This is a genomic window from Streptomyces sp. NBC_00154, from assembly GCF_026342835.1.
Classification (GTDB): Bacteria; Actinomycetota; Actinomycetes; order Streptomycetales; family Streptomycetaceae; genus Streptomyces.
In genome coordinates this window covers 2353513-2376422 of the sequence record NZ_JAPEMI010000001.1, presented here as the reverse complement: position 1 = coordinate 2376422, position 22910 = coordinate 2353513, and the positions used below count along the sequence as shown (strand labels likewise).

General features: G+C 67.0%; 16 protein-coding genes and 1 tRNA gene. 14 read left to right on the top strand and 3 right to left on the bottom strand.

Annotation, left to right across the window (positions count from 1 at the left end):
• Positions 1–72 precede the first annotated feature (72 nt).
• Complete coding sequence (locus OHA03_RS10495; RefSeq protein ID WP_267003036.1) at positions 73–684, top strand: TetR/AcrR family transcriptional regulator; 612 nt, start codon at positions 73–75, stop codon at positions 682–684.
• 48 nt (positions 685–732) lie between these two features.
• Here the strand turns inward: OHA03_RS10495 and OHA03_RS10490 are convergent, their stop codons facing one another.
• On the bottom strand, positions 733–1755 hold the full coding sequence (locus tag OHA03_RS10490) for an adenosine deaminase (protein WP_267003034.1): 1023 nt from the start codon (positions 1753–1755) through the stop codon (positions 733–735).
• Between the two features lie 159 nt (positions 1756–1914).
• Complete coding sequence (locus OHA03_RS10485; RefSeq protein WP_267003032.1) at positions 1915–3141, bottom strand: pyridoxal phosphate-dependent aminotransferase; 1227 nt, start codon at positions 3139–3141, stop codon at positions 1915–1917.
• Between the two features lie 225 nt (positions 3142–3366).
• Between OHA03_RS10485 and OHA03_RS10480 the strand changes: the two genes are divergently transcribed.
• The 13 genes from OHA03_RS10480 (at position 3367) to tuf (ending at position 20648) form a co-directional block, all read left to right on the top strand.
• Positions 3367–3439 (top strand) — tRNA-Trp (locus OHA03_RS10480).
• Positions 3440–3545: 106 nt separating this feature from the next.
• Positions 3546–3833 (top strand): preprotein translocase subunit SecE, encoded by a 288-nt coding sequence (secE, locus tag OHA03_RS10475; protein ID WP_267003030.1) that lies wholly within the window; start codon positions 3546–3548, stop codon positions 3831–3833.
• Between the two features lie 73 nt (positions 3834–3906).
• Complete coding sequence (nusG, locus tag OHA03_RS10470; protein ID WP_267003029.1) at positions 3907–4797, top strand: transcription termination/antitermination protein NusG; 891 nt, start codon at positions 3907–3909, stop codon at positions 4795–4797.
• Between the two features lie 176 nt (positions 4798–4973).
• The gene (gene rplK, locus OHA03_RS10465; protein WP_030914099.1) at positions 4974–5408 is read left to right on the top strand and encodes a 50S ribosomal protein L11; all 435 of its coding nucleotides are present in this window, start codon (positions 4974–4976) and stop codon (positions 5406–5408) included.
• 79 nt (positions 5409–5487) lie between these two features.
• Positions 5488–6210: a 50S ribosomal protein L1 gene (rplA, locus tag OHA03_RS10460; protein WP_267003026.1), complete on the top strand. Its 723-nt coding sequence runs from the start codon at positions 5488–5490 to the stop codon at positions 6208–6210.
• A 599-nt stretch (positions 6211–6809) separates the two neighbouring features.
• Positions 6810–7370 carry a 50S ribosomal protein L10 gene (rplJ, locus tag OHA03_RS10455; protein ID WP_030914107.1) on the top strand — a complete coding sequence of 187 codons (561 nt, stop codon included), beginning with the start codon at positions 6810–6812 and terminating at the stop codon, positions 7368–7370.
• Positions 7371–7455: 85 nt separating this feature from the next.
• Positions 7456–7839, top strand: coding sequence for a 50S ribosomal protein L7/L12 (rplL, locus tag OHA03_RS10450; protein ID WP_267003023.1), 384 nt, complete (start codon positions 7456–7458; stop codon positions 7837–7839).
• A gap of 598 nt (positions 7840–8437) precedes the next feature.
• Positions 8438–11923, top strand: coding sequence for a DNA-directed RNA polymerase subunit beta (gene rpoB, locus OHA03_RS10445; RefSeq protein ID WP_267003021.1), 3486 nt, complete (start codon positions 8438–8440; stop codon positions 11921–11923).
• 99 nt (positions 11924–12022) lie between these two features.
• Positions 12023–15922, top strand: coding sequence for a DNA-directed RNA polymerase subunit beta' (locus OHA03_RS10440; RefSeq protein WP_267003019.1), 3900 nt, complete (start codon positions 12023–12025; stop codon positions 15920–15922).
• A 359-nt stretch (positions 15923–16281) separates the two neighbouring features.
• Entirely contained in the window at positions 16282–16653 is a 372-nt protein-coding gene (rpsL, locus tag OHA03_RS10435) for a 30S ribosomal protein S12 (protein WP_003948652.1), read from the top strand.
• A gap of 2 nt (positions 16654–16655) precedes the next feature.
• A complete protein-coding gene (gene rpsG, locus OHA03_RS10430; protein ID WP_030977935.1) occupies positions 16656–17126 on the top strand; it encodes a 30S ribosomal protein S7 in 471 nt (156 codons plus the stop codon).
• A gap of 38 nt (positions 17127–17164) precedes the next feature.
• A complete protein-coding gene (fusA, locus tag OHA03_RS10425; RefSeq protein WP_267003016.1) occupies positions 17165–19294 on the top strand; it encodes an elongation factor G in 2130 nt (709 codons plus the stop codon).
• A gap of 160 nt (positions 19295–19454) precedes the next feature.
• On the top strand, positions 19455–20648 hold the full coding sequence (gene tuf / locus OHA03_RS10420) for an elongation factor Tu (protein ID WP_267003014.1): 1194 nt from the start codon (positions 19455–19457) through the stop codon (positions 20646–20648).
• Positions 20649–20755: 107 nt separating this feature from the next.
• Here tuf and OHA03_RS10415 read toward each other — a convergent pair whose 3' ends face one another.
• Positions 20756–22735: a PIG-L family deacetylase gene (locus OHA03_RS10415; RefSeq protein WP_267007999.1), complete on the bottom strand. Its 1980-nt coding sequence runs from the start codon at positions 22733–22735 to the stop codon at positions 20756–20758.
• Between the last annotated feature and the right edge of the window lie 175 nt (positions 22736–22910).

Below are 22910 nucleotides of genomic sequence, written 5' to 3'. Positions count from 1 at the left end.
GGGTGGGTAAGTGTTCACTCACCCCTAGAGTGAGTGGATACTCACCACGCGTCAAGCCTCATTGGAGCGCCCATGGAGCAGAAGTCGACCCGGGGCCGCATCATCGACGCCGCCCACCAGCTGATGCTCACCATCGGCCTGGCACGGGCCACCACCAAGGAGATCGCCCGGGCCGCAGGCTGCTCGGAGGCGGCGCTCTACAAGCACTTCCCCAGCAAGGAAGAACTGTTCGTGGCCGTGCTCAAGGAACGGCTGCCCAAGCTCAACCCGCTGCTGCGGCGGCTGACCGCCGACCCGGGGGCGGGGGAGCGGACCGTCGAGGAGAATCTCACCGACATCGCCCGCGAGGCCGCGCTCTTCTACGCCCAGAGCTTCCCGATCGCCGCCTCGCTCTACGCCGAGCCGCGGCTCAAGAGCCGCCACGACGCGGCCATGCGCGAGCTCGGCACCGGCCCGCACATGCCGATCCGGGGCGTCGCGGGCTATCTCCGCAGCGAACAGGCGGCCGGCCGCGTACGGCCCGGCGCCGACACCTACGCGGCCGCGTCGCTGCTGCTCGGCGCCTGTGTCCAGCGTGCGTTCGCGTACGACGCGACGGAGGAGGGCCGGCCGCCGCAGTCTCTGGACGAATTCGCCGCTTCCGTCGCGCGGACGGTGCTGCACGGGATCGGCACACAGGCCTGAGTCCACGCACAAGTCCGGCTCAGGCCCGGTGCCGGGAGGAGGAGGCGGCTAGTCGGCCGGCTTTGCCAGCCAGTCGTCGACCCCCGCCAGCAACCGCGCCCGTACGTCCGAGGGGGCCGCCGACCCCCGCACCGACTGCCGTGCCAGCTCCGCCAGCTCCTCGTCGGTGAACGCGTGGTGGTGCCGTACGAGCTCGTACTGTGCGGCGAGGCGGGACCCGAAGAGCAGCGGGTCGTCCGCGCCGAGCGCCATCGGCACGCCCGCCTCGAACAGAGTGCGCAGGGGTACGTCCGCAGGCTTCTCGTAGACGCCCAGTGCCACGTTCGACGACGGGCACACCTCGCAGGTCACCCCGCGCTCCGCCAGCTTGCGCAGCAGCCGTGGATCCTCGGCGGCCCGGACGCCGTGACCGATCCTGGCCGCGTCGAGGTCGTCCAGGCAGTCCCGCACACTCGATGGGCCGGCCAGTTCGCCGCCGTGCGGGGCCGCCAGCAGCCCGCCCTCCCTGGCGATGGCGAAGGCCCGGTCGAAGTCGCGCGCCATTCCGCGCCGCTCGTCGTTGGAGAGTCCGAAGCCGACAACCCCCCGGTCCGCGTACCGCACCGCGAGCCGGGCCAGCGTCCGCGCGTCCAGCGGGTGCTTCATCCGGTTCGCCGCGATCACCACACGGATCCCGAGCCCGGTCTCGCGCGCCGCGGAGTCCACCGCGTCCAGGATGATCTCGATCGCCGGGATGAGCCCGCCGAGGAGCGGGGCGTACGAGGTGGGGTCGACCTGGATCTCCAGCCAGCCGGAGCCGTCCGCGACGTCCTCCTGGGCCGTCTCGCGCACCAGTCGCTGGATGTCCTCGGGTGCCCGCAGGCAGGACCGGGCGATGTCGTAGAGCCGCTGGAAGCGGAACCAGCCGCGCTCGTCCGTCGCCCGCAGTCTGGGCGGCTCGCCACCGGTCAGTGCCTCGGGCAGCCGTACGCCGTACTTGTCGGCGAGTTCGAGCAGCGTCGTGGGCCGCATCGACCCGGTGAAATGCAAGTGCAGATGGGCCTTGGGCAACAGCCGTACGTCACGCTCCATTCGAAGATCCTGCCGCACCCGTGGGCTGTCGCGGTAGCGGGATTCCCCATCGAGTTGATCCTCGAACGCAAGCCCGTACGACAGCTCGATCGAAAATGTGCACAAAAAAGGTGCCCCCCGGCCTCGGCCGGGGGGCACCTGAGCGGAAGGGCGGGGAGGTCAGTCCTTCGCCTCGCCCAGCAGCTTCTGGAGCCGCGACACGCCCTCGGCGAGGTCCTCGTCGCCAAGTGCGTACGAAAGCCGCAGGTAGCCCGGCGTGCCGAAGGCCTCGCCCGGAACGACCGCGACCTCGGCCTCGTCCAGGATCAGGGCCGCCAGCTCGACCGAGGTGGCCGGGCGCTTGCCGCGGATCTCCTTGCCGAGCAGCGCCTTCACCGACGGGTACGCGTAGAACGCGCCCTCGGGCTCCGGGCACAGCACGCCGTCGATCTCGTTGAGCATCCGCACGATGGTCTGCCGACGGCGGTCGAAGGCGGTCCGCATCTCGGCGACCGCGTCCAGGTTCCCCGAGACGGCGGCCAGCGCGGCGATCTGGGCGACGTTGGAGACGTTGGAGGTGGCGTGCGACTGCAGGTTGGTCGCAGCCTTGACGACGTCCTTGGGGCCGATGAGCCAGCCCACGCGCCAGCCGGTCATCGCGTACGTCTTGGCGACACCGTTGACCACGATGCACTTGTCACGCAGAGCGGGCACGAGCGCTGGCAGCGAGGTGAACTTCGCGGTGCCGTAGACCAGGTGCTCGTAGATCTCGTCGGTGAGCACCCACAGGCCGTGCTCGACGGCCCACTCACCGATCGCCTTGGCGTCGGCCTCGCTGTACACCGCACCGGTCGGGTTCGACGGGGAGACGAACAGGACGACCTTCGTACGCTCGGTGCGTGCCGCCTCCAGCTGCTCGACGGAGACCCGGTAGCCGGTGGTCTCGTCGGCCACGACCTCCACCGGGACACCGCCGGCGAGACGGATCGACTCGGGGTAGGTGGTCCAGTACGGCGCCGGGACGATGACCTCGTCGCCCGGGTCGAGGATCGCGGCGAACGCCTCGTAGATGGCCTGCTTGCCGCCGTTGGTCACCAGGATCTGGGAGGCGTCGACCTGGTAACCGGAGTCGCGCAGCGTCTTCTCTGCAATGGCGGCCTTGAGCTCGGGGAGCCCGCCCGCAGGGGTGTAGCGGTGGTACTTCGGGTTGCGGCAGGCCTCGACCGCGGCGTCGACGATGTAGCCAGGGGTCGGGAAGTCGGGCTCACCGGCACCGAAGCCGATCACCGGACGACCGGCGGCCTTGAGGGCCTTGGCCTTGGCATCGACGGCGAGAGTGGCGGACTCGGAGATTGCACCGATGCGGGCGGAGACCCGGCGCTCGGAGGGAGAAGTTGCAGCGCTCATGGGCCCCATGCTCCCAGACCGCAATCCCTGTCGGCACAGGGGTTTCAGGGACCGGACAGCACCCGGACAGCATGCGGACAAGAACCGGACAGGAGTTGTCCGGAGCTATCTGTTCGACGCCAGGCCGCTGAGCACGTACACTCACCTGTCGTTGGCCTTCACCAGCCGCACCGTTCCTGCACCCGGAGCATCGGGGAAGATGCGGTAGGTTGGTGGAAACCACAAAGGGTCGTAGCTCAATTGGTAGAGCACTGGTCTCCAAAACCAGCGGTTGGGGGTTCAAGTCCCTCCGGCCCTGCTACACACTCCTTCGCCAGGATGTGTGCGCATGTACGTACTTCAATGCACCGCCGTGCGGCTCCACCGGGCGCGGCACGGCCATGACCCGGAATCAGGTGAGAAGCGTGACGGACGCCGTGGGCTCCATCGACATGCCTGATGCCGAGGATGAAGTGCCCGAGTCGAAGAAGAGGACTCGGAAGGGCGGCAAGCGCGGAAAGAAGGGCCCCATGGGTCGCCTCGCGTTGTTCTACCGCCAGATCGTCGCCGAGTTGCGCAAGGTTGTCTGGCCGACTCGCAATCAGCTGACGACGTACACGTCCGTGGTGATTGTTTTCGTGGTCGTCATGATTGGTCTTGTGACCGTGATTGACTTCGGATTCCAGCGGGTCATCAAGTACGTCTTCGGCTGATCCCGCGGAGGGCGCCTCATGGGCGCCCCTTTCGCATGTTCCACCCATTTGTATCCAGGAAGAAGCAGCCACCGTGTCTGACCCGAACCTGAACGACGCCGTCGAGCCGACGGCGGGCGCCTTCGAGTCCGCCGAGGCCGAGGCCGAGATCGTCGAGGCGGCTGACGCTGTGGAGCCGGACCAGGCCGAAGCTGCCGACGCCGACGCCGCGGGAGAGCCCGCCGAGCAGGCCGCCGTGAACGTCGAGGACGAGGCCGCTGCGGCCGACTCCGATGAGGAGTCCGGCGAGGACGAGGCCGCCGAGGGCGATGACGAGACCGAGGAAGAGGCCGAGCCGGCCGCTCCGGTGGACGCCGTCACCGCTCTGCGTGACGAGCTCCGCGGTCTCCCCGGCGAGTGGTACGTCATCCACACGTACGCCGGTTACGAGAAGCGTGTAAAGGCCAACCTGGAGCAGCGCGCCGTCTCGCTCAACGTCGAGGACTTCATCTACCAGGCCGAAGTGCCCGAGGAAGAGATCGTCCAGATCAAGAACGGCGAGCGCAAGAACGTCCGTCAGAACAAGCTCCCGGGTTACGTCCTGGTGCGCATGGACCTGACGAACGAGTCCTGGGGCGTCGTGCGTAACACGCCCGGTGTCACCGGCTTCGTGGGCAACGCCTACGACCCGTACCCGCTGACCCTGGACGAGATCGTCAAGATGCTCGCCCCGGAGGCCGAGGAGAAGGCCGCCCGCGAGGCCGCAGAGGCCGAGGGCAAGCCGGTTCCGTCCCGCAAGGTCGAGGTCCAGGTGCTGGACTTCGAGGTGGGCGACTCGGTCACCGTCACCGACGGCCCGTTCGCGACGCTGCAGGCGACGATCAACGAGATCAACGCCGACTCGAAGAAGGTCAAGGGCCTCGTCGAGATCTTCGGTCGCGAGACCCCGGTCGAGCTCAGCTTCGACCAGATCCAGAAGAACTGACGGTTTTCGCCGACTTCTGGACACATGCCTACCGAGCAGGTCAGACAGGCTCTACAGCCTGTCTGACCTGCTCGGTTTTTGGTCGCGCAGCTATACCCGTTATCGTTGTGCGGTATGCCTGCATCCGGATGATCCGGATGATGGCGAAAAACTCTCACTAGGACCCGGAGAGAGCAATGCCTCCCAAGAAGAAGAAGGTCACGGGGCTTATCAAGCTCCAGATCAACGCCGGTGCGGCCAACCCGGCCCCGCCGGTCGGCCCCGCGCTCGGCCAGCACGGCGTCAACATCATGGAGTTCTGCAAGGCCTACAACGCCGCGACCGAGTCGCAGCGTGGCATGGTCGTGCCGGTGGAGATCACGGTCTACGAGGACCGCTCCTTCACCTTCGTGACGAAGACCCCGCCGGCTGCCAAGCTCATCCTCAAGGCCGCAGGTGTGGACAAGGGCTCCGGCGAGCCGCACAAGACCAAGGTCGCGAAGCTCACGAGCGCCCAGGTCCGCGAGATCGCCACGGTCAAGCTGCCCGACCTGAATGCCAACGACCTGGACGCCGCGTCGAAGATCATCGCCGGCACCGCCCGTTCCATGGGCATCACGGTCGAGGGCTGATCAGCCCCGTAGTCCCTCAGTGGTAGGGCCAAGCGCTGGCCCGCACCACGCCTCCACACTTGAAACCACAGGAGCAGCAGTGAAGCGCAGCAAGAACCTCCGCGCTGCGGACGCCAAGATCGACCGGGAGCGCAACTACGCCCCCCTCGAGGCCGTCCGTCTCGCCAAGGACACCGCCAGCACCAAGTTCGACGGCACCGTCGAGGTCGCGTTCTGCCTGGGTGTAGACCCGCGCAAGGCCGACCAGATGGTCCGTGGCACCGTGAACCTCCCGCACGGCACCGGCAAGACCGCCCGGGTCCTGGTCTTCGCGACCGGTGACCGTGCTGCGGCCGCGGAAGCCGCGGGCGCCGACATCGTCGGCGCCGACGAGCTCATCGACGAGGTGGCGAAGGGCCGTCTGGACTTCGACGCCGTCGTCGCCACTCCGGACCTCATGGGCAAGGTCGGCCGCCTCGGCCGCGTGCTCGGTCCGCGTGGTCTGATGCCGAACCCGAAGACCGGTACGGTCACCCCCGATGTCGCGAAGGCTGTCAACGACATCAAGGGCGGCAAGATCGAGTTCCGCGTCGACAAGCACTCGAACCTGCACTTCATCATCGGCAAGGTCTCTTTCGATGACACGAAGCTGGTCGAGAACTACGCCGCGGCGCTGGAGGAGATCCTCCGTCTGAAGCCGTCCGCCGCCAAGGGCCGCTACATCAAGAAGGCCACGCTGGCCACCACGATGGGCCCCGGCATCCCGCTGGACGCCAACCGCACCCGTAACCTCCTCGTCGAGGAGGACCCGGCCGCCGTCTGAGCCTCCGCGCTCGTACGAAAGCCGCGTCTCGTGTGACATGGGCGGGCCCCGCAACCTTTCGAGGTGCGGGGCCCGTCCTCGTTCTCGTGCGCAGCTGTGGCTGTCCGCGCCGTGCGTCGGCGTGAGGCGACCGCACGGAGGCCGCAGACATGGGCGAGGCGTTCGCCGGCAGGCGGGCGGCAGGCGCTGGATCCGTCACTCCTACGACGCCCTGGCCAGGCCGGCCGTACCGACGTCACCGTCGAGGAGCCCCCGGCCTCCCACATCGTCGACCTCCAGAAGCCCCTGGAGCGGCAGCAGGGCAGTGCTGCGGGCGCTTCTTAAACCTCCCGCACCGCCCGAACCGGGACGGATTTGCTCGGCGCGACCCCGGTCGCGTACTCTCCTACAGAAGCCAAAGACCGCTGGTCGTTGCTGTGTTCTCGCAAGAGGGTGCAGTGACCGAAGGATCCGTTGAGTGCGGACGACCTGCGCAGGTGACTGTGGAACGCTCCCGGACTTTGTCCGGTCGAGCTGCGCCCTGGCACTTGTGCTGGGGCGTTTCGTTTTTCCCGGCCCCTTCTGAGCGGTCCTCATCACCCGGAAGGAGGCCGACGCTCATGGCAAGGCCCGACAAGGCTGCCGCGGTAGCCGAGCTCGCGGACCAGTTCCGCAGCTCGAACGCCGCTGTGCTGACCGAGTACCGGGGTCTCACCGTGGCACAGCTCAAGCAGCTGCGCCGTTCGCTCGGTGAGAACGCCCAGTACGCCGTGGTGAAGAACACGCTGACCAAGATTGCGGCCAACGAGGCCGGGATCGACACGCTGGACGACCTGTTCGCAGGCCCGACGGCGGTTGCCTTCGTCACCGGTGACCCGGTGGAGTCGGCGAAGGGTCTTCGTGACTTCGCCAAGGACAACCCGAACCTCATCATCAAGGGCGGTGTCCTTGACGGTAAGGCGCTGTCCGCCGATGAGATCAAGAAGCTTGCGGACCTCGAGTCCCGCGAGGTTCTGCTCGCCAAGGTGGCCGGTGGAATCAAGGCGTCGATGGCCAAGGCCGCGGCGACTTTCCAGGCCCCTCTGTCGGAGTTCGTCCGCACTGCGGACGCCCTTCGCGCCAAGGTCGAGCAGGGCGGTGCCGGTACGCCGGCTCCCGCCGACGCCGAGGTGGCGGAGTAACACTCCGCCCCACGGCTCGCAGCGGGCCCGTACGCCCGCCTTCATATACACCCGGCACCTGCCGACTTAGTGGAAGGACGCCATCATGGCGAAGCTGTCCCAGGACGAGCTGCTCGAGCAGTTCGAGACCCTGACCCTCATCGAGCTCTCCGAGTTCGTCAAGGCGTTCGAGGAGAAGTTCGACGTCAAGGCTGCCGCTCCGGTCGCCGTTGCCGCCGCCGGTGGCGCTGCTGCCGCCGCCGAGGCCGTCGAGGAGCAGGACGAGTTCGACGTCATCCTCACCGGCGCCGGCGAGAAGAAGATCCAGGTCATCAAGGTCGTGCGTGAGCTGACCTCCCTGGGTCTGAAGGAGGCCAAGGACCTCGTCGACGGCACCCCGAAGCCGGTCCTCGAGAAGGTCGCGAAGGAGGCCGCCGAGAAGGCTGCCGACTCCCTCAAGGCCGCTGGCGCCTCGGTCGAGGTCAAGTGACCCTGCGAGTCTCCTGACTCGTCTGGACTGCTCGTGCCGCGCGGCACGGACGTCACATCGCGAAGGGCGATCACCCATCCGGGTGGTCGCCCTTCGGCGTACCCGAGGCGCTCGCCTTGCTCTTCCGTGCCTGACGAGTATGGTGATCTTCGCCGTACGCCTCCGACGGGGGCTTGCGGCCGGTGCCGAGAGGCGGCGGATGAGGGTCTCGGGGCTCTGTCCGGCAGGGGGGCCTTGACGAACCGCACGCGGCGCGCAATTCTCAGGACGCGTCGTCACTCGATCCGGATCCGATGCATGGATCGTTGGCGAAGAGGGCAGTAAAGAAGAGCGCATCCGCGCGAGGGCGATTCATAGGTGTTGAGAACAGCTGTTGCGAGCTTCGAGGGTCTCTGAGAACCCGGACTGGACATCAGTGTGCCGTTTGGCTACACTGACCCTTTGCGCTGCCTGTTAGCTGCCTCCTGCCCGTCACCAGGGGCATGCCCGATGTTTGAACACCGATGACTGATCGTCCCTGACCTGGGATTTCCGTCACCGTGTCCAACTTGGGACCGGTACGCGCGTAGTGAGTCCGAGCCCTCGGAAGGACCCCCTCTTGGCCGCCTCGCGCAACGCCTCGACCGCGAATACGAACAACGGTGCCAGCACCGCCCCGCTGCGCATCTCTTTTGCAAAGATCAAGGAGCCCCTCGAGGTTCCGAACCTCCTCGCGCTGCAGACCGAGAGCTTCGACTGGCTCCTCGGCAATGCCGCCTGGAAGGCTCGCGTCGAGGCTGCTCTGGACAGTGGACAAGACGTCCCCACCAAGTCCGGCCTGGAGGAGATCTTCGAGGAGATTTCACCGATTGAGGACTTCTCCGGGTCGATGTCGCTTACGTTCCGCGACCACCGCTTCGAGCCCCCGAAGAACTCGATCGACGAGTGCAAGGAGCGCGACTTCACGTTCGCCGCCCCGCTCTTCGTCACGGCCGAGTTCACCAACAACGAGACCGGCGAGATCAAGTCCCAGACGGTCTTCATGGGCGACTTCCCGCTCATGACCAACAAGGGCACCTTCGTCATCAACGGCACCGAGCGTGTCGTCGTGTCGCAGCTCGTGCGCTCGCCGGGTGTCTACTTCGACTCCTCGATCGACAAGACGTCCGACAAGGACATCTTCTCCGCCAAGATCATCCCGTCCCGGGGTGCCTGGCTGGAGATGGAGATCGACAAGCGTGACATGGTCGGTGTCCGTATCGACCGCAAGCGCAAGCAGTCCGTGACCGTCCTCCTGAAGGCTCTCGGTTGGACCACCGAGCAGATCCTCGAGGAGTTCGGCGAGTACGAGTCCATGCGCGCCACCCTGGAGAAGGACCACACCCAGGGCCAGGACGACGCGCTGCTCGACATCTACCGCAAGCTGCGCCCGGGCGAGCCGCCCACCCGCGAGGCTGCTCAGACGCTGCTCGAGAACCTCTACTTCAACCCGAAGCGCTACGACCTCGCGAAGGTCGGCCGCTACAAGGTGAACAAGAAGCTCGGCGCCGAAGAGCCGCTGGACGCCGGCGTGCTCACCTCCGACGACGTCATCGCGACCATCAAGTACCTGGTCAAGCTGCACGCCGGGGAGACCGAGACGGTCGGTGAGTCCGGTCGTTCGATCGTCGTCGAGACCGACGACATCGACCACTTCGGCAACCGTCGTCTGCGTAACGTCGGCGAGCTCATCCAGAACCAGGTCCGTACGGGTCTGGCCCGTATGGAGCGCGTCGTGCGTGAGCGCATGACGACTCAGGACGTCGAGGCGATCACGCCGCAGACCCTGATCAACATCCGGCCGGTCGTCGCCTCCATCAAGGAGTTCTTCGGCACCAGCCAGCTGTCGCAGTTCATGGACCAGAACAACCCGCTGTCGGGTCTCACCCACAAGCGCCGTCTGTCGGCGCTCGGTCCGGGTGGTCTCTCCCGTGAGCGGGCCGGCTTCGAGGTCCGTGACGTGCACCCGTCCCACTACGGACGCATGTGCCCGATCGAGACCCCTGAAGGCCCGAACATCGGTCTGATCGGTTCGCTCGCCTCGTACGGACGTGTCAACGCGTTCGGTTTCATCGAGACGCCGTACCGCAAGGTCGTCGACGGCCAGGTCACCGACGAGGTCGACTACATCACCGCCGACGAGGAAGACCGCTTCGTGATCGCCCAGGCGAACGCGACGCTCTCCGAGGACATGCGGTTCACCGAGCCCCGCGTCCTGGTCCGCCGTCGTGGCGGAGAGGTCGACTACATCCCGGGCGACGACGTCGACTACATGGACGTCTCGCCGCGCCAGATGGTGTCCGTCGCCACCGCGATGATCCCCTTCCTGGAGCACGACGACGCCAACCGTGCCCTCATGGGCGCGAACATGATGCGTCAGGCGGTGCCGCTGATCAAGTCGGAGGCCCCGCTCGTCGGCACGGGCATGGAGTACCGCTGCGCCACCGACGCCGGTGACGTCCTGAAGGCCGAGAAGGACGGTGTCGTCCAGGAGGTATCCGCGGACTACATCACCGTCACCAACGACGACGGCACGTACACCACGTACCGCATCGCCAAGTTCTCGCGCTCCAACCAGGGCACCTCGGTCAACCAGAAGGTCGTCGTCTCCGAGGGCGACCGGGTCATCGAGGGCCAGGTCCTCGCCGACGGGCCGGCCACCGAGAACGGTGAGATGGCGCTCGGCAAGAACCTGCTCGTGGCGTTCATGCCGTGGGAGGGTCACAACTACGAGGACGCGATCATCCTGTCGCAGCGCCTCGTGCAGGACGACGTCCTCTCCTCGATCCACATCGAGGAGCACGAGGTCGACGCCCGTGACACCAAGCTCGGCCCGGAGGAGATCACCCGGGACATCCCGAACGTCTCCGAAGAGGTCCTCGCCGACCTCGACGAGCGCGGCATCATCCGTATCGGTGCCGAGGTCGTCGCCGGTGACATCCTCGTCGGCAAGGTCACGCCCAAGGGCGAGACCGAGCTGACCCCCGAGGAGCGCCTGCTCCGCGCGATCTTCGGTGAGAAGGCGCGCGAGGTGCGCGACACCTCGCTGAAGGTCCCGCACGGCGAGATCGGCAAGGTCATCGGCGTCCGCGTCTTCGACCGCGAAGAGGGCGACGAGCTGCCGCCGGGCGTGAACCAGCTGGTCCGCGTCTACGTCGCGCAGAAGCGCAAGATCACCGATGGTGACAAGCTCGCCGGCCGTCACGGCAACAAGGGCGTCATCTCGAAGATCCTCCCGATCGAGGACATGCCGTTCCTGGAGGACGGCACCCCGGTCGACATCATCCTCAACCCGCTGGGTGTCCCGTCCCGAATGAACCCGGGACAGGTCCTGGAGATCCACCTCGGCTGGCTCGCCAGCCGTGGCTGGGACGTCTCCGGCCTCGGTGACGAGTGGGCCAAGCGCCTGCAGGCCATCGGCGCCGACCAGGTCGCCCCCGGCACCAACGTCGCCACGCCCGTCTTCGACGGTGCGCGCGAGGACGAGATCTCCGGTCTCTTCGAGGCCACGATCCCGAACCGCGACGGCGACCGCCTGGTGCAGCCCTCCGGCAAGGCCCACCTGTTCGACGGCCGCTCCGGCGAGCCGTTCCCGGACCCGGTTTCGGTCGGGTACATGTACATCCTCAAGCTCCACCACCTCGTCGACGACAAGCTGCACGCTCGTTCGACGGGCCCGTACTCCATGATCACCCAGCAGCCGCTGGGTGGTAAGGCTCAGTTCGGTGGACAGCGCTTCGGTGAGATGGAGGTGTGGGCGCTGGAGGCATATGGCGCCGCTTACGCCCTCCAGGAGCTGCTGACGATCAAGTCCGACGACGTGACCGGCCGCGTGAAGGTCTACGAGGCCATCGTCAAGGGCGAGAACATCCCCGAGCCGGGCATCCCCGAGTCCTTCAAGGTGCTCATCAAGGAAATGCAGTCGCTCTGCCTCAACGTGGAGGTGCTCTCTTCGGACGGCATGTCCATCGAGATGCGTGACACGGACGAGGACGTCTTCCGCGCGGCGGAGGAGCTCGGTATCGACCTGTCCCGGCGCGAGCCGAGCAGCGTCGAAGAGGTCTGACGGGTCTGGCCGGGGCCTCGCTCATGAGGCCCCGGCCCTGCCCCGGACCCGTTCAGACCATTGATTGAGACTCGACCCCGAAAGAGGGATTGACGACAAGTGCTCGACGTCAACTTCTTCGACGAGCTGCGGATCGGCCTTGCCACCGCGGACGACATCCGGACCTGGTCGCACGGCGAAGTGAAGAAGCCGGAGACCATCAACTACCGCACGCTCAAGCCCGAAAAGGACGGACTCTTCTGCGAGAAGATCTTCGGTCCGACCCGGGACTGGGAGTGCTACTGCGGCAAGTACAAGCGTGTCCGCTTCAAGGGCATCATTTGTGAGCGTTGTGGCGTGGAGGTCACGCGCGCCAAGGTGCGTCGTGAGCGCATGGGCCACATCGAGCTTGCCGCTCCCGTCACTCACATCTGGTACTTCAAGGGCGTCCCGTCGCGCCTCGGCTACCTGCTTGATCTCGCGCCGAAGGACCTCGAAAAGGTCATCTACTTCGCCGCGTACATGATCACGTTCGTGGACGAGGAGCGCCGTACGCGTGACCTGCCCTCGCTGGAGGCGCACGTCTCCGTCGAGCGTCAGCAGGTCGAGAACCGTCGCGACTCCGACCTGGAGGCTCGTGCCAAGAAGCTCGAGACCGACCTGGCCGAGCTCGAGGCCGAGGGCGCCAAGGCCGACGTGCGCCGCAAGGTGCGCGAAGGTGCCGAGCGTGAGATGAAGCAGCTGCGCGACCGTGCGCAGCGCGAGATCGACCGTCTCGACGAGGTGTGGAACCGCTTCAAGAACCTCAAGGTCCAGGACCTCGAGGGCGACGAGCTGCTCTACCGCGAGCTGCGTGACCGTTTCGGCACGTACTTCGACGGCTCCATGGGTGCCGCTGCCCTGCAGAAGCGCCTGGAGTCCTTCGACCTCAACGAGGAGGCCGAACGCCTCCGCGAGATCATCCGTACCGGCAAGGGCCAGAAGAAGACCCGTGCGCTCAAGCGCCTCAAGGTCGTCTCCGCGTTCCTGCAGACCAGCAACAGCCCCAAGGGCATGGTGCTCGACTGCGTGCCGGTCATCCCGCCGGACCTGCGTCCGATGGTGCAGCTGGACGGTGGCCGCTTCGCGACCTCCGACCTGAACGACCTGTACCGCCGTGTGATCAACCGCAACAACCGCCTCAAGCGTCTCCTTGACCTCGGTGCCCCCGAGATCATCGTGAACAACGAGAAGCGGATGCTGCAGGAGGCCGTCGACGCGCTGTTCGACAACGGCCGCCGTGGTCGCCCGGTCACCGGTCCGGGTAACCGCCCGCTGAAGTCCCTGAGCGACATGCTCAAGGGCAAGCAGGGTCGATTCCGTCAGAACCTTCTCGGTAAGCGTGTGGACTACTCCGCGCGTTCCGTGATCGTCGTCGGTCCGCAGCTGAAGCTGCACCAGTGCGGTCTGCCGAAGGCCATGGCGCTGGAGCTCTTCAAGCCGTTCGTGATGAAGCGCCTGGTCGACCTGAACCACGCGCAGAACATCAAGTCGGCCAAGCGCATGGTCGAGCGCGGCCGCACCGTGGTGTACGACGTCCTCGAAGAGGTCATCGCCGAGCACCCGGTGCTGCTGAACCGTGCACCGACCCTGCACCGCCTCGGCATCCAGGCCTTCGAGCCGCAGCTGGTCGAGGGCAAGGCCATCCAGATCCACCCGCTCGTCTGCACCGCGTTCAACGCGGACTTCGACGGTGACCAGATGGCCGTGCACCTGCCGCTCTCCGCGGAGGCGCAGGCCGAGGCCCGCATCCTGATGCTGTCCTCGAACAACATCCTGAAGCCGGCCGACGGTCGTCCCGTCACCATGCCGACCCAGGACATGGTGCTGGGCCTGTTCTTCCTCACCACGGACGAGGAGGAGCGCAACGTCATCGGTCAGGGCCGCGCGTTCGGTTCCACCGCCGAGGCGATCATGGCCTTCGACGCCCGGGAGCTCTCGCTCCAGACGCAGGTCGACATCCGCTTCCCGGTGGGCACCATCCCGCCGCGCGGCTGGGTGCCGCCGGTCGCCGAAGAGGGTGAGCCGGAGTACCAGCCGGGTGACACCTTCCGGCTGCGTACGAGCTTGGGCCGCGCGCTCTTCAACGAGCTGCTGCCCGAGGACTACCCGTTCGTCGACTACTCGGTGGGCAAGAAGCAGCTCTCCGAGATCGTCAACGACCTGGCCGAGCGCTACCCCAAGGTCATCGTGGCGGCGACGCTCGACAACCTGAAGGCGGCCGGTTTCCACTGGGCGACCCGTTCCGGCGTCACCGTCTCCGTTTCGGACATCGTCGTGCCGGAGGCCAAGAAGGCCATCGTCCAGGGCTACGAGGCGCAGGACGAGAAGGTCCAGAAGCAGTACGAGCGCGGTCTGATCACCAAGGACGAGCGCACGCAGGAACTCATCGCGATCTGGACCAAGGCGACCAACGAGGTTGCCGAGGCGATGAACGCGAACTTCCCGAAGACGAACCCCATCTTCATGATGGTTGACTCGGGTGCCCGAGGAAACATGATGCAGATGCGTCAGATCGCGGGTATGCGTGGTCTGGTGTCGAACGCGAAGAACGAGACGATCCCGCGTCCCATCAAGGCGTCGTTCCGTGAGGGTCTGACCGTTCTGGAGTACTTCATCTCCACGCACGGTGCCCGTAAGGGTCTGGCGGACACCGCCCTGCGTACCGCCGACTCGGGTTACCTGACCCGTCGTCTGGTGGACGTCTCGCAGGACGTGATCATTCGCGAGGAGGACTGCGGCACCGACCGTGGCCTCAAGCTGAAGATCGCCGTCAAGGGTGCGGACGGTGTGCTCCGCAAGACGGAGGACGTCGAGACCTCGGTCTACGCCCGCATGCTCGCCGAGGACGTCGTCGTCGACGGCAAGGTCATCGCGCCTGCCAACGTCGACCTCGGTGACGTCCTGATCGACGCCCTGGTGGGCGCCGGCGTCGAGGAGGTCAAGACCCGTTCGGTCCTGACCTGTGAGTCCGCGGTCGGCACCTGTGCCTTCTGCTACGGACGCTCGCTCGCCACCGGCAAGCTGGTCGACATCGGTGAGGCGGTCGGCATCATCGCCGCCCAGTCCATCGGTGAGCCCGGTACCCAGCTGACGATGCGTACCTTCCACACCGGTGGTGTGGCCGGTGACGACATCACCCAGGGTCTGCCCCGAGTCGTCGAGCTCTTCGAAGCCCGTACGCCCAAGGGTGTCGCCCCGATCTCGGAGGCGGCCGGCCGCATCCGTATCGAGGAGACCGAGAAGACCAAGAAGATCGTCGTCATCCCGGACGACGGCAGCGACGAGACGCCGTTCCCGATCTCGAAGCGTGCCCGTCTGCTGGTGGGCGAGGGCGACCACGTCGAGGTGGGCCAGAAGCTCACCGTGGGTGCCACCAACCCGCACGACGTGCTGCGGATCCTCGGTCAGCGCGCGGTCCAGGTCCACCTGGTCGGCGAGGTCCAGAAGGTCTACAACTCGCAGGGTGTGTCGATCCACGACAAGCACATCGAGATCATCATCCGGCAGATGCTGCGCCGGGTGACGATCATCGAGTCCGGCGACGCGGAGCTGCTGCCGGGCGAGCTCGTCGAGCGCTCGAAGTTCGAGACCGAGAACCGTCGTGTGGTCACCGAGGGCGGTCACCCCGCCTCCGGCCGTCCGCAGCTGATGGGTATCACCAAGGCCTCGCTCGCCACCGAGTCGTGGCTGTCGGCGGCGTCCTTCCAGGAGACGACCAGGGTCCTGACCGACGCGGCGATCAACGCCAAGTCGGACTCCCTGATCGGCCTCAAGGAGAACGTCATCATCGGTAAGCTCATCCCGGCCGGTACGGGCCTGTCCCGCTACCGCAACATCCGGGTCGAGCCGACCGAGGAGGCCAAGGCCGCGATGTACTCGGCCGTCGGCTACGACGACATCGACTACTCGCCGTTCGGCACGGGCTCCGGCCAGGCCGTTCCGCTGGAGGACTACGACTACGGTCCGTACAACCAGTAAGGCGCATGTCCCGTCCCGCAGGGCGGTCACTCCGTTTCGTACGGGGTGGCCGCCCTGCGGCGTTGCCCGTCGGTACCGGAACAGAGGTACTGTCGGGAATGTCACGCGCGGCCCCGTCCTCGTGGACAGCATTTGTTTTGACCGGAGTCCGTGAGGTAGGTACGCTCAGACCTTGTGCCTGGGGTGTGCCTGGGCTCGTGTGCGTGTCCTCAACCGCATGGCGAGCCTGTTTTTGGCCACCGCAATCTGCGCCCCTTCTGCCCCAGGGCAGAAGCCTGCAGCATTCGACACACCCGACCGCGTGGGTCGGCGACGTTCCAGGTTAGTTTCACGAACGGCACACAGAAACCGGAGAAGTAGTGCCTACGATCCAGCAGCTGGTCCGGAAGGGCCGGCAGGACAAGGTCGAGAAGAACAAGACGCCCGCGCTCGAGGGTTCGCCCCAGCGCCGCGGCGTCTGCACGCGTGTGTTCACGACCACCCCGAAGAAGCCGAACTCGGCACTCCGTAAGGTCGCGCGTGTGCGTCTGACCTCCGGCATCGAGGTCACGGCCTACATCCCGGGTGAGGGACACAACCTGCAGGAGCACTCCATCGTGCTCGTGCGTGGTGGCCGTGTGAAGGACCTGCCGGGTGTTCGTTACAAGATCATCCGCGGCTCCCTTGACACCCAGGGTGTCAAGAACCGCAAGCAGGCCCGCAGCCGCTACGGCGCCAAGAAGGAGAAGTAAGAATGCCTCGTAAGGGCCCCGCCCCGAAGCGCCCGGTCATCATCGACCCGGTCTACGGTTCTCCTCTTGTCACCTCGCTGATCAACAAGATCCTGCTCAACGGCAAGCGTTCCACTGCCGAGCGGATCGTGTACGGCGCCATGGAAGGCCTCCGCGAGAAGACCGGCAACGACCCGGTCATCACGCTGAAGCGCGCGCTTGAGAACGTCAAGCCCTCGCTCGAGGTCAAGTCCCGCCGTGTCGGTGGCGCCACCTACCAGGTGCCGATCGAGGTCAAGCCCGGTCGCGCCGCCACCCTCGCGCTCCGCTGGGTCGTGGGTTACTCCCGCGCCCGTCGCGAGAAGACGATGACCGAGCGCCTCATGAACGAGCTGCTCGACGCCTCCAACGGTCTTGGCGCTGCCGTCAAGAAGCGCGAGGACACCCACAAGATGGCCGAGTCCAACAAGGCCTTCGCGCACTACCGCTGGTAGTCGCTACCCACATCGAGACCGAGAGAAGATTGAGCCTTATGGCCACCACTTCGCTTGACCTGGCCAAGGTCCGCAACATTGGGATCATGGCCCACATCGACGCGGGCAAGACGACCACCACTGAGCGGATCCTGTTCTACACCGGTGTTTCGTACAAGATCGGTGAAGTCCACGACGGCGCTGCCACGATGGACTGGATGGAGCAGGAGCAGGAGCGCGGCATCACGATCACGTCCGCCGCGACGACCTGTCACTGGCCGCTCAATGATGTTGACCACACCATCAACATCATCGACACCCCGGGTCACGTCGACTTCACCGTCGAGGTGGAGCGTTCGCTCCGCGTCCTCGACGGCGCTGTCACCGTGTTCGACGGTGTTGCCGGCGTCGAGCCGCAGTCCGAGACCGTTTGGCGTCAGGCGGACCGCTACGGCGTGCCGCGTATCTGCTTCGTCAACAAGCTCGACCGCACGGGTGCCGAGTTCCACCGCTGTGTCGACATGATCGTCGACCGCCTCGGTGCGGTCCCGCTCGTCATGCAGCTCCCCATCGGTGCCGAAGCCGACTTCAAGGGCGTCGTCGACCTCGTGTCGATGAAGGCCTTTGTGTGGCCGGAAGAGGCCGTCAAGGGCGAGATGTACGACACCGTCGACATCCCGGACACCCACATCGAGGCGGCTCAGGAGTGGCGCGGCAAGCTGCTCGAAGCCGTTTCCGAGAACGACGACCAGATGATGGAGCTGTACCTGGAGGGCGTCGAGCCCACCGAGGAGCAGCTGTACGAGGCGATCCGCCGGATCACCCTGGCATCGAAGGGCGGCGCGGGCTCCGTCACCGTCACCCCGGTGTTCTGTGGCACGGCGTTCAAGAACAAGGGCGTCCAGCCCCTGCTCGACGCGGTCGTCCGTTACCTGCCTTCCCCCCTGGACGTCGAGGCCATCGAGGGCCACGACGTCAAGGACCCCGAGGTTGTCATCAAGCGCAAGCCCTCGGACGACGAGCCGTTCTCCGGCCTGGCGTTCAAGATCGCTAGCGACCCGCACCTCGGCAAGCTCACCTTCGTCCGGATCTACTCCGGTCGCCTCGAGGCCGGCACCGCGGTGCTGAACTCGGTCAAGGGCAAGAAGGAGCGCATCGGCAAGATCTACCGTATGCACGCGAACAAGCGTGAGGAGATCCCCTCGGTGGGTGCCGGTGACATCGTCGCCGTCATGGGTCTGAAGCAGACCACCACCGGTGAGACGCTGTGTGACGACAAGAACCCGGTGATCCTGGAGTCCATGGACTTCCCGGCGCCGGTCATCCAGGTCGCCATCGAGCCGAAGTCCAAGGGTGACCAGGAGAAGCTGGGTGTCGCCATCCAGCGTCTCTCCGAGGAGGACCCGTCCTTCCAGGTGCACTCCGACGAGGAGACCGGCCAGACCATCATCGGTGGTATGGGCGAGCTTCACCTCGAGGTGCTCGTCGACCGCATGAAGCGCGAGTTCCGCGTCGAGGCGAACGTCGGCAAGCCGCAGGTCGCGTACCGCGAGACGATCCGCAAGGCCGTCGAGCGCATCGACTACACGCACAAGAAGCAGACTGGTGGTACCGGCCAGTTCGCGAAGGTGCAGATCGCCCTTGAGCCCATCGAGGGTGGCGACGCGTCCTACGAGTTCGTCAACAAGGTCACCGGTGGCCGCATCCCCCGTGAGTACATCCCCTCGGTGGACGCGGGTGCTCAGGAAGCCATGCAGTTCGGCATCCTGGCCGGTTACGAGATGGTCGGCGTTCGCGTCACCCTCCTCGACGGTGGTTACCACGAGGTCGACTCCTCGGAGCTCGCCTTCAAGATCGCCGGTTCGCAGGCGTTCAAGGAGGGTGCCCGCAAGGCGTCCCCCGTGCTCCTCGAGCCGATGATGGCCGTCGAGGTCACCACGCCCGAGGACTACATGGGCGATGTCATCGGTGACCTCAACTCCCGCCGTGGCCAGATCCAGGCCATGGAGGAGCGCAGCGGCGCTCGCGTCGTGAAGGGCCTCGTGCCCCTCTCGGAGATGTTCGGCTACGTCGGAGACCTCCGCAGCAAGACCTCGGGTCGCGCAAGCTACTCGATGCAGTTCGACTCCTACGCCGAGGTTCCGCGGAACGTCGCCGAGGAGATCATCGCGAAGGCCAAGGGCGAGTAACTCTCCCGAGCTCACGCTTTAGGCTTGTCACCGGAGCCTGGTGGGGCATTCGTCGCAGAGCGCAAGCAATGCGGTGAATGCCCCCGGCCCCGGCATCCCAGCAAAGATCACCTGGCGCCGATGAAGCAAGGCGTACAGAACCACTCCACAGGAGGACCCAGTGGCGAAGGCGAAGTTCGAGCGGACTAAGCCGCACGTCAACATCGGCACCATCGGTCACATTGACCACGGTAAGACGACCCTCACGGCCGCCATTACCAAGGTGCTGCACGACGCGTACCCGGACCTGAACGAGGCCTCGGCCTTCGACCAGATCGACAAGGCTCCTGAGGAGCGCCAGCGCGGTATCACGATCTCGATCGCGCACGTCGAGTACCAGACGGCGTCGCGTCACTACGCGCACGTCGACTGCCCGGGTCACGCCGACTACATCAAGAACATGATCACGGGTGCGGCGCAGATGGACGGCGCCATCCTCGTGGTCGCCGCCACCGACGGCCCGATGCCGCAGACCAAGGAGCACGTGCTCCTGGCCCGCCAGGTCGGCGTTCCGTACATCGTTGTCGCCCTGAACAAGGCCGACATGGTGGACGACGAGGAGATCCTGGAGCTCGTCGAGCTCGAGGTCCGTGAGCTCCTCTCCGAGTACGAGTTCCCGGGCGACGACCTGCCGGTCGTCAAGGTCTCGGCGCTCAAGGCGCTCGAGGGCGACAAGGAGTGGGGCCAGTCGGTCCTGAACCTGATGGCCGCCGTCGACGAGGCGATCCCGCAGCCCGAGCGTGACGTCGACAAGCCGTTCCTGATGCCGATCGAGGACGTCTTCACGATCACCGGTCGTGGCACCGTCGTCACCGGTCGTATCGAGCGTGGTGTCCTGAAGGTCAACGAGACCGTCGACATCGTCGGTATCAAGCAGGAGAAGACCACCACGACGGTCACCGGCATCGAGATGTTCCGCAAGCTGCTCGACGAGGGCCAGGCCGGTGAGAACGTCGGTCTGCTCCTCCGTGGCATCAAGCGCGAGGACGTCGAGCGCGGCCAGGTCATCATCAAGCCCGGTTCGGTCACGCCGCACACCGAGTTCGAGGCCCAGGCCTACATCCTGTCGAAGGACGAGGGTGGCCGTCACACCCCCTTCTTCAACAACTACCGCCCGCAGTTCTACTTCCGTACCACGGACGTGACGGGCGTTGTGACCCTTCCCGAGGGCACCGAGATGGTCATGCCGGGCGACAACACCGTCATGAACGTCGTGCTGATCCAGCCGATCGCCATGGAAGAGGGCCTGAAGTTCGCCATCCGTGAGGGTGGCCGGACCGTGGGCGCCGGCCAGGTCACCAAGATCGTCAAGTAATTACCTGACTGTCTGACCTGGTTGCTCCGCACAGAGCATCAAGGAGGGCCCCGGCCCGCCGCGTAAGCGGTGGACCGGGGCCCTTCGTCATTCCCCGGTGCGCGCGGTCACGGACGCCAGAGCCAGGGGACGGCGTCCGGGCCCAGGCCGACGACTGCCGGGCGTCCCAGGCCCGCGACGTACAGCGCGGGACCGTCCAGCGCCACCGGCCCTCCCACGCGTACCGACAGCCGTTCGCTCGTACGCAGCTGGATCCGGCCCTCCTCGGTGCGGCCCAGCAGCACCGGCCCGAGCGGCGAGTCGGCGACGCTCACCGGCCCGTACCCGTCGAAGTCCGTCCGCTCCACCGCCGCACCCCCGGTGACGGCCGTCAGCCGGGCCCGCGCCGCCGCCCGGTACAGCAGTTCGACGGAACCGTCCGTGGTGATCCGAGCGGCGGGCCCGTCGCCCGGCACCGGCGCCCCGTCGATCTGCCGCTGGGCGGTCAGCCGCGCTCGGGGTGTCTCCTGCGTCCAGTGGTGCACCGCTTGATGACCGGCGCCGTACACATGGACCAGGCCGTGCTCGTCCACCACGGCGCTCAGCCCGTCCTGGATCTCGCCGCCGCCCAGGTCCGTCCACTCGCCCCACCGGCCGAACGCGCCCCGCACCCGCGTAGTCACGCCCTTGTCCGCGTTCCGTACGAAGAGATGGACCCGCCCGTCGGGTGCGGTCACCGCAACCGGGACGCCGATCCGGCGGCCCCGGTCCGGGGCCGGTTCCGGGTTGCCCAGTCCGCGCCAGGTGTGGAAGGTGCCGCCCCGGGAGCTCTGTTCCAGGAGTGCGATCTCCCGTTCGTTCGCCGCCCCGTGTCCGCCGAGGGCCGCGAAGCGGAGCCCGAACAGGAGCAGCCTGCCGTCCGCCGTCACGGCCTGGCCCAGTACCGGCGCGAAGGGCCCGCCGCCGAGATCGTCCGGCCCGTCCCAGACCCCGCTGCCGGGGGTGCTCTCGCGCCACCGCACCACCCGCAGCCCCATTACCCCGTAGACGGCGAGCCGCCCGTCCGGTTCGGCGGAGACGGTGGGGCGGGGGCCGGGGTAGCGGTAGCGGGTGGCGCGGACCCAGCCCTTCCTGTTGGTCAGGGGCCGGTCGCCGCCCACGTTGTAGTCACCGCATCCCGCCTGGTTCCCGCACTGCCAGTCGGCCTCGCCGCCGTACGGGACCAGGCGCGCGGCCTTCTCCCTCAGCACCCCGTCCGGCAGGTTCTTCGGCCAGTGCCGGTTGTAGTAGCCGCGGAACGCGGTGGTGACGAACCGCGGCACGCCCCCGCCGTCCTCGGTCGCGCGGGCCACCCACCGGATCAGCGCCGCCCAGGCGAACGAGGCGGTCGCGGTGTGGTCGGCGTGGTCGGAGTAGCCGGGCTGCTCGATGTCCTGGCGGCGGACGGCCTCGGTGCTGTGCTGGATGTCCGGGTCCGGGTCGAGTGTGTGGACGACGGTCGGCCGGTACCGGTCGAGCAGCCCGACGAGGGCATCGATCAGCCCGTCGTACGTGTACGCAGCCGCCCGCTCCAGCGGTGAGTCGGCGGCGACGACGGTGCGCAGGTTCAGCGCCCGGTCGTGCCAGAGGCTGGGCAGGCCGAGCCGGCCGCGGCCGATGTGCATCGCCGTGTTGAGGAAGATCAGCTCGACCCGTCGGCCGCTGCCCACCAGGGTGTTGATCTCCGCCCGATGTCCGCCGGCCAGACCGAGGACGGCCTTGTGCCAGCGGGTGAACATCGGCAGCCCGAGCTGGGCCGCGTAGGTCTGGCGCAGCCCCTGGTGCCGGGCCGAGGAGTACGCGGCCTTGTCGGGGGCGGGCCGTGCCCGGCCGGGGATCCTGTTGAGGCCGGCGGCCTCACCGGCGGTGAGGTACACACAGACCAGCGGGGTCCCGGCGGCCAGGGCCTGCTGGGTGTCCGGGTTCATGAAGTACAGGTCGTCGTCCGGGTGGGCGAGGATCTGCATCATCAGGGCCGGCCGGGGGGCGGCGACCGGGAGGCCGGGGGCCGGGTCCGCCATGGGACCGCTGCGCCGCGGAGCCGGTACGGAACAGGCACCGACGCCCATCAGAGCGGCTGCGGCGGCGGCTCGGACGATGCTGCGCCGGCGCACCCCGCCACTGCCCCACTCAGGGCCGGATCGATCCGTCACGCGCCGTACTCCGTCCGCTCACCCCGTCCGAGCGGCCGGCCGGGTGCCGCTTCCCGCGGCAGATTAGACGGCGATCGGGGCGCTGACGGTG

Bases quoted from the DNA above. Each gene is read 5' to 3' on its own strand.
- fusA (WP_267003016.1), top strand. From the start codon at position 17,165: ATGGCCACCACTTCGCTTGACCTGGCCAAGGTCCGCAACATTGGGATC.
- rpsG (WP_030977935.1), top strand. From the start codon at position 16,656: ATGCCTCGTAAGGGCCCCGCCCCGAAGCGCCCGGTCATCATCGACCCG.
- OHA03_RS10495 (WP_267003036.1), top strand. From the start codon at position 73: ATGGAGCAGAAGTCGACCCGGGGCCGCATCATCGACGCCGCCCACCAG.
- OHA03_RS10485 (WP_267003032.1), bottom strand. From the start codon at position 3,141: ATGAGCGCTGCAACTTCTCCCTCCGAGCGCCGGGTCTCCGCCCGCATC.
- rplL (WP_267003023.1), top strand. From the start codon at position 7,456: ATGGCGAAGCTGTCCCAGGACGAGCTGCTCGAGCAGTTCGAGACCCTG.
- rplJ (WP_030914107.1), top strand. From the start codon at position 6,810: ATGGCAAGGCCCGACAAGGCTGCCGCGGTAGCCGAGCTCGCGGACCAG.
- OHA03_RS10415 (WP_267007999.1), bottom strand. From the start codon at position 22,735: ATGGGCGTCGGTGCCTGTTCCGTACCGGCTCCGCGGCGCAGCGGTCCC.
- rplK (WP_030914099.1), top strand. From the start codon at position 4,974: ATGCCTCCCAAGAAGAAGAAGGTCACGGGGCTTATCAAGCTCCAGATC.
- OHA03_RS10490 (WP_267003034.1), bottom strand. From the start codon at position 1,755: ATGGAGCGTGACGTACGGCTGTTGCCCAAGGCCCATCTGCACTTGCAT.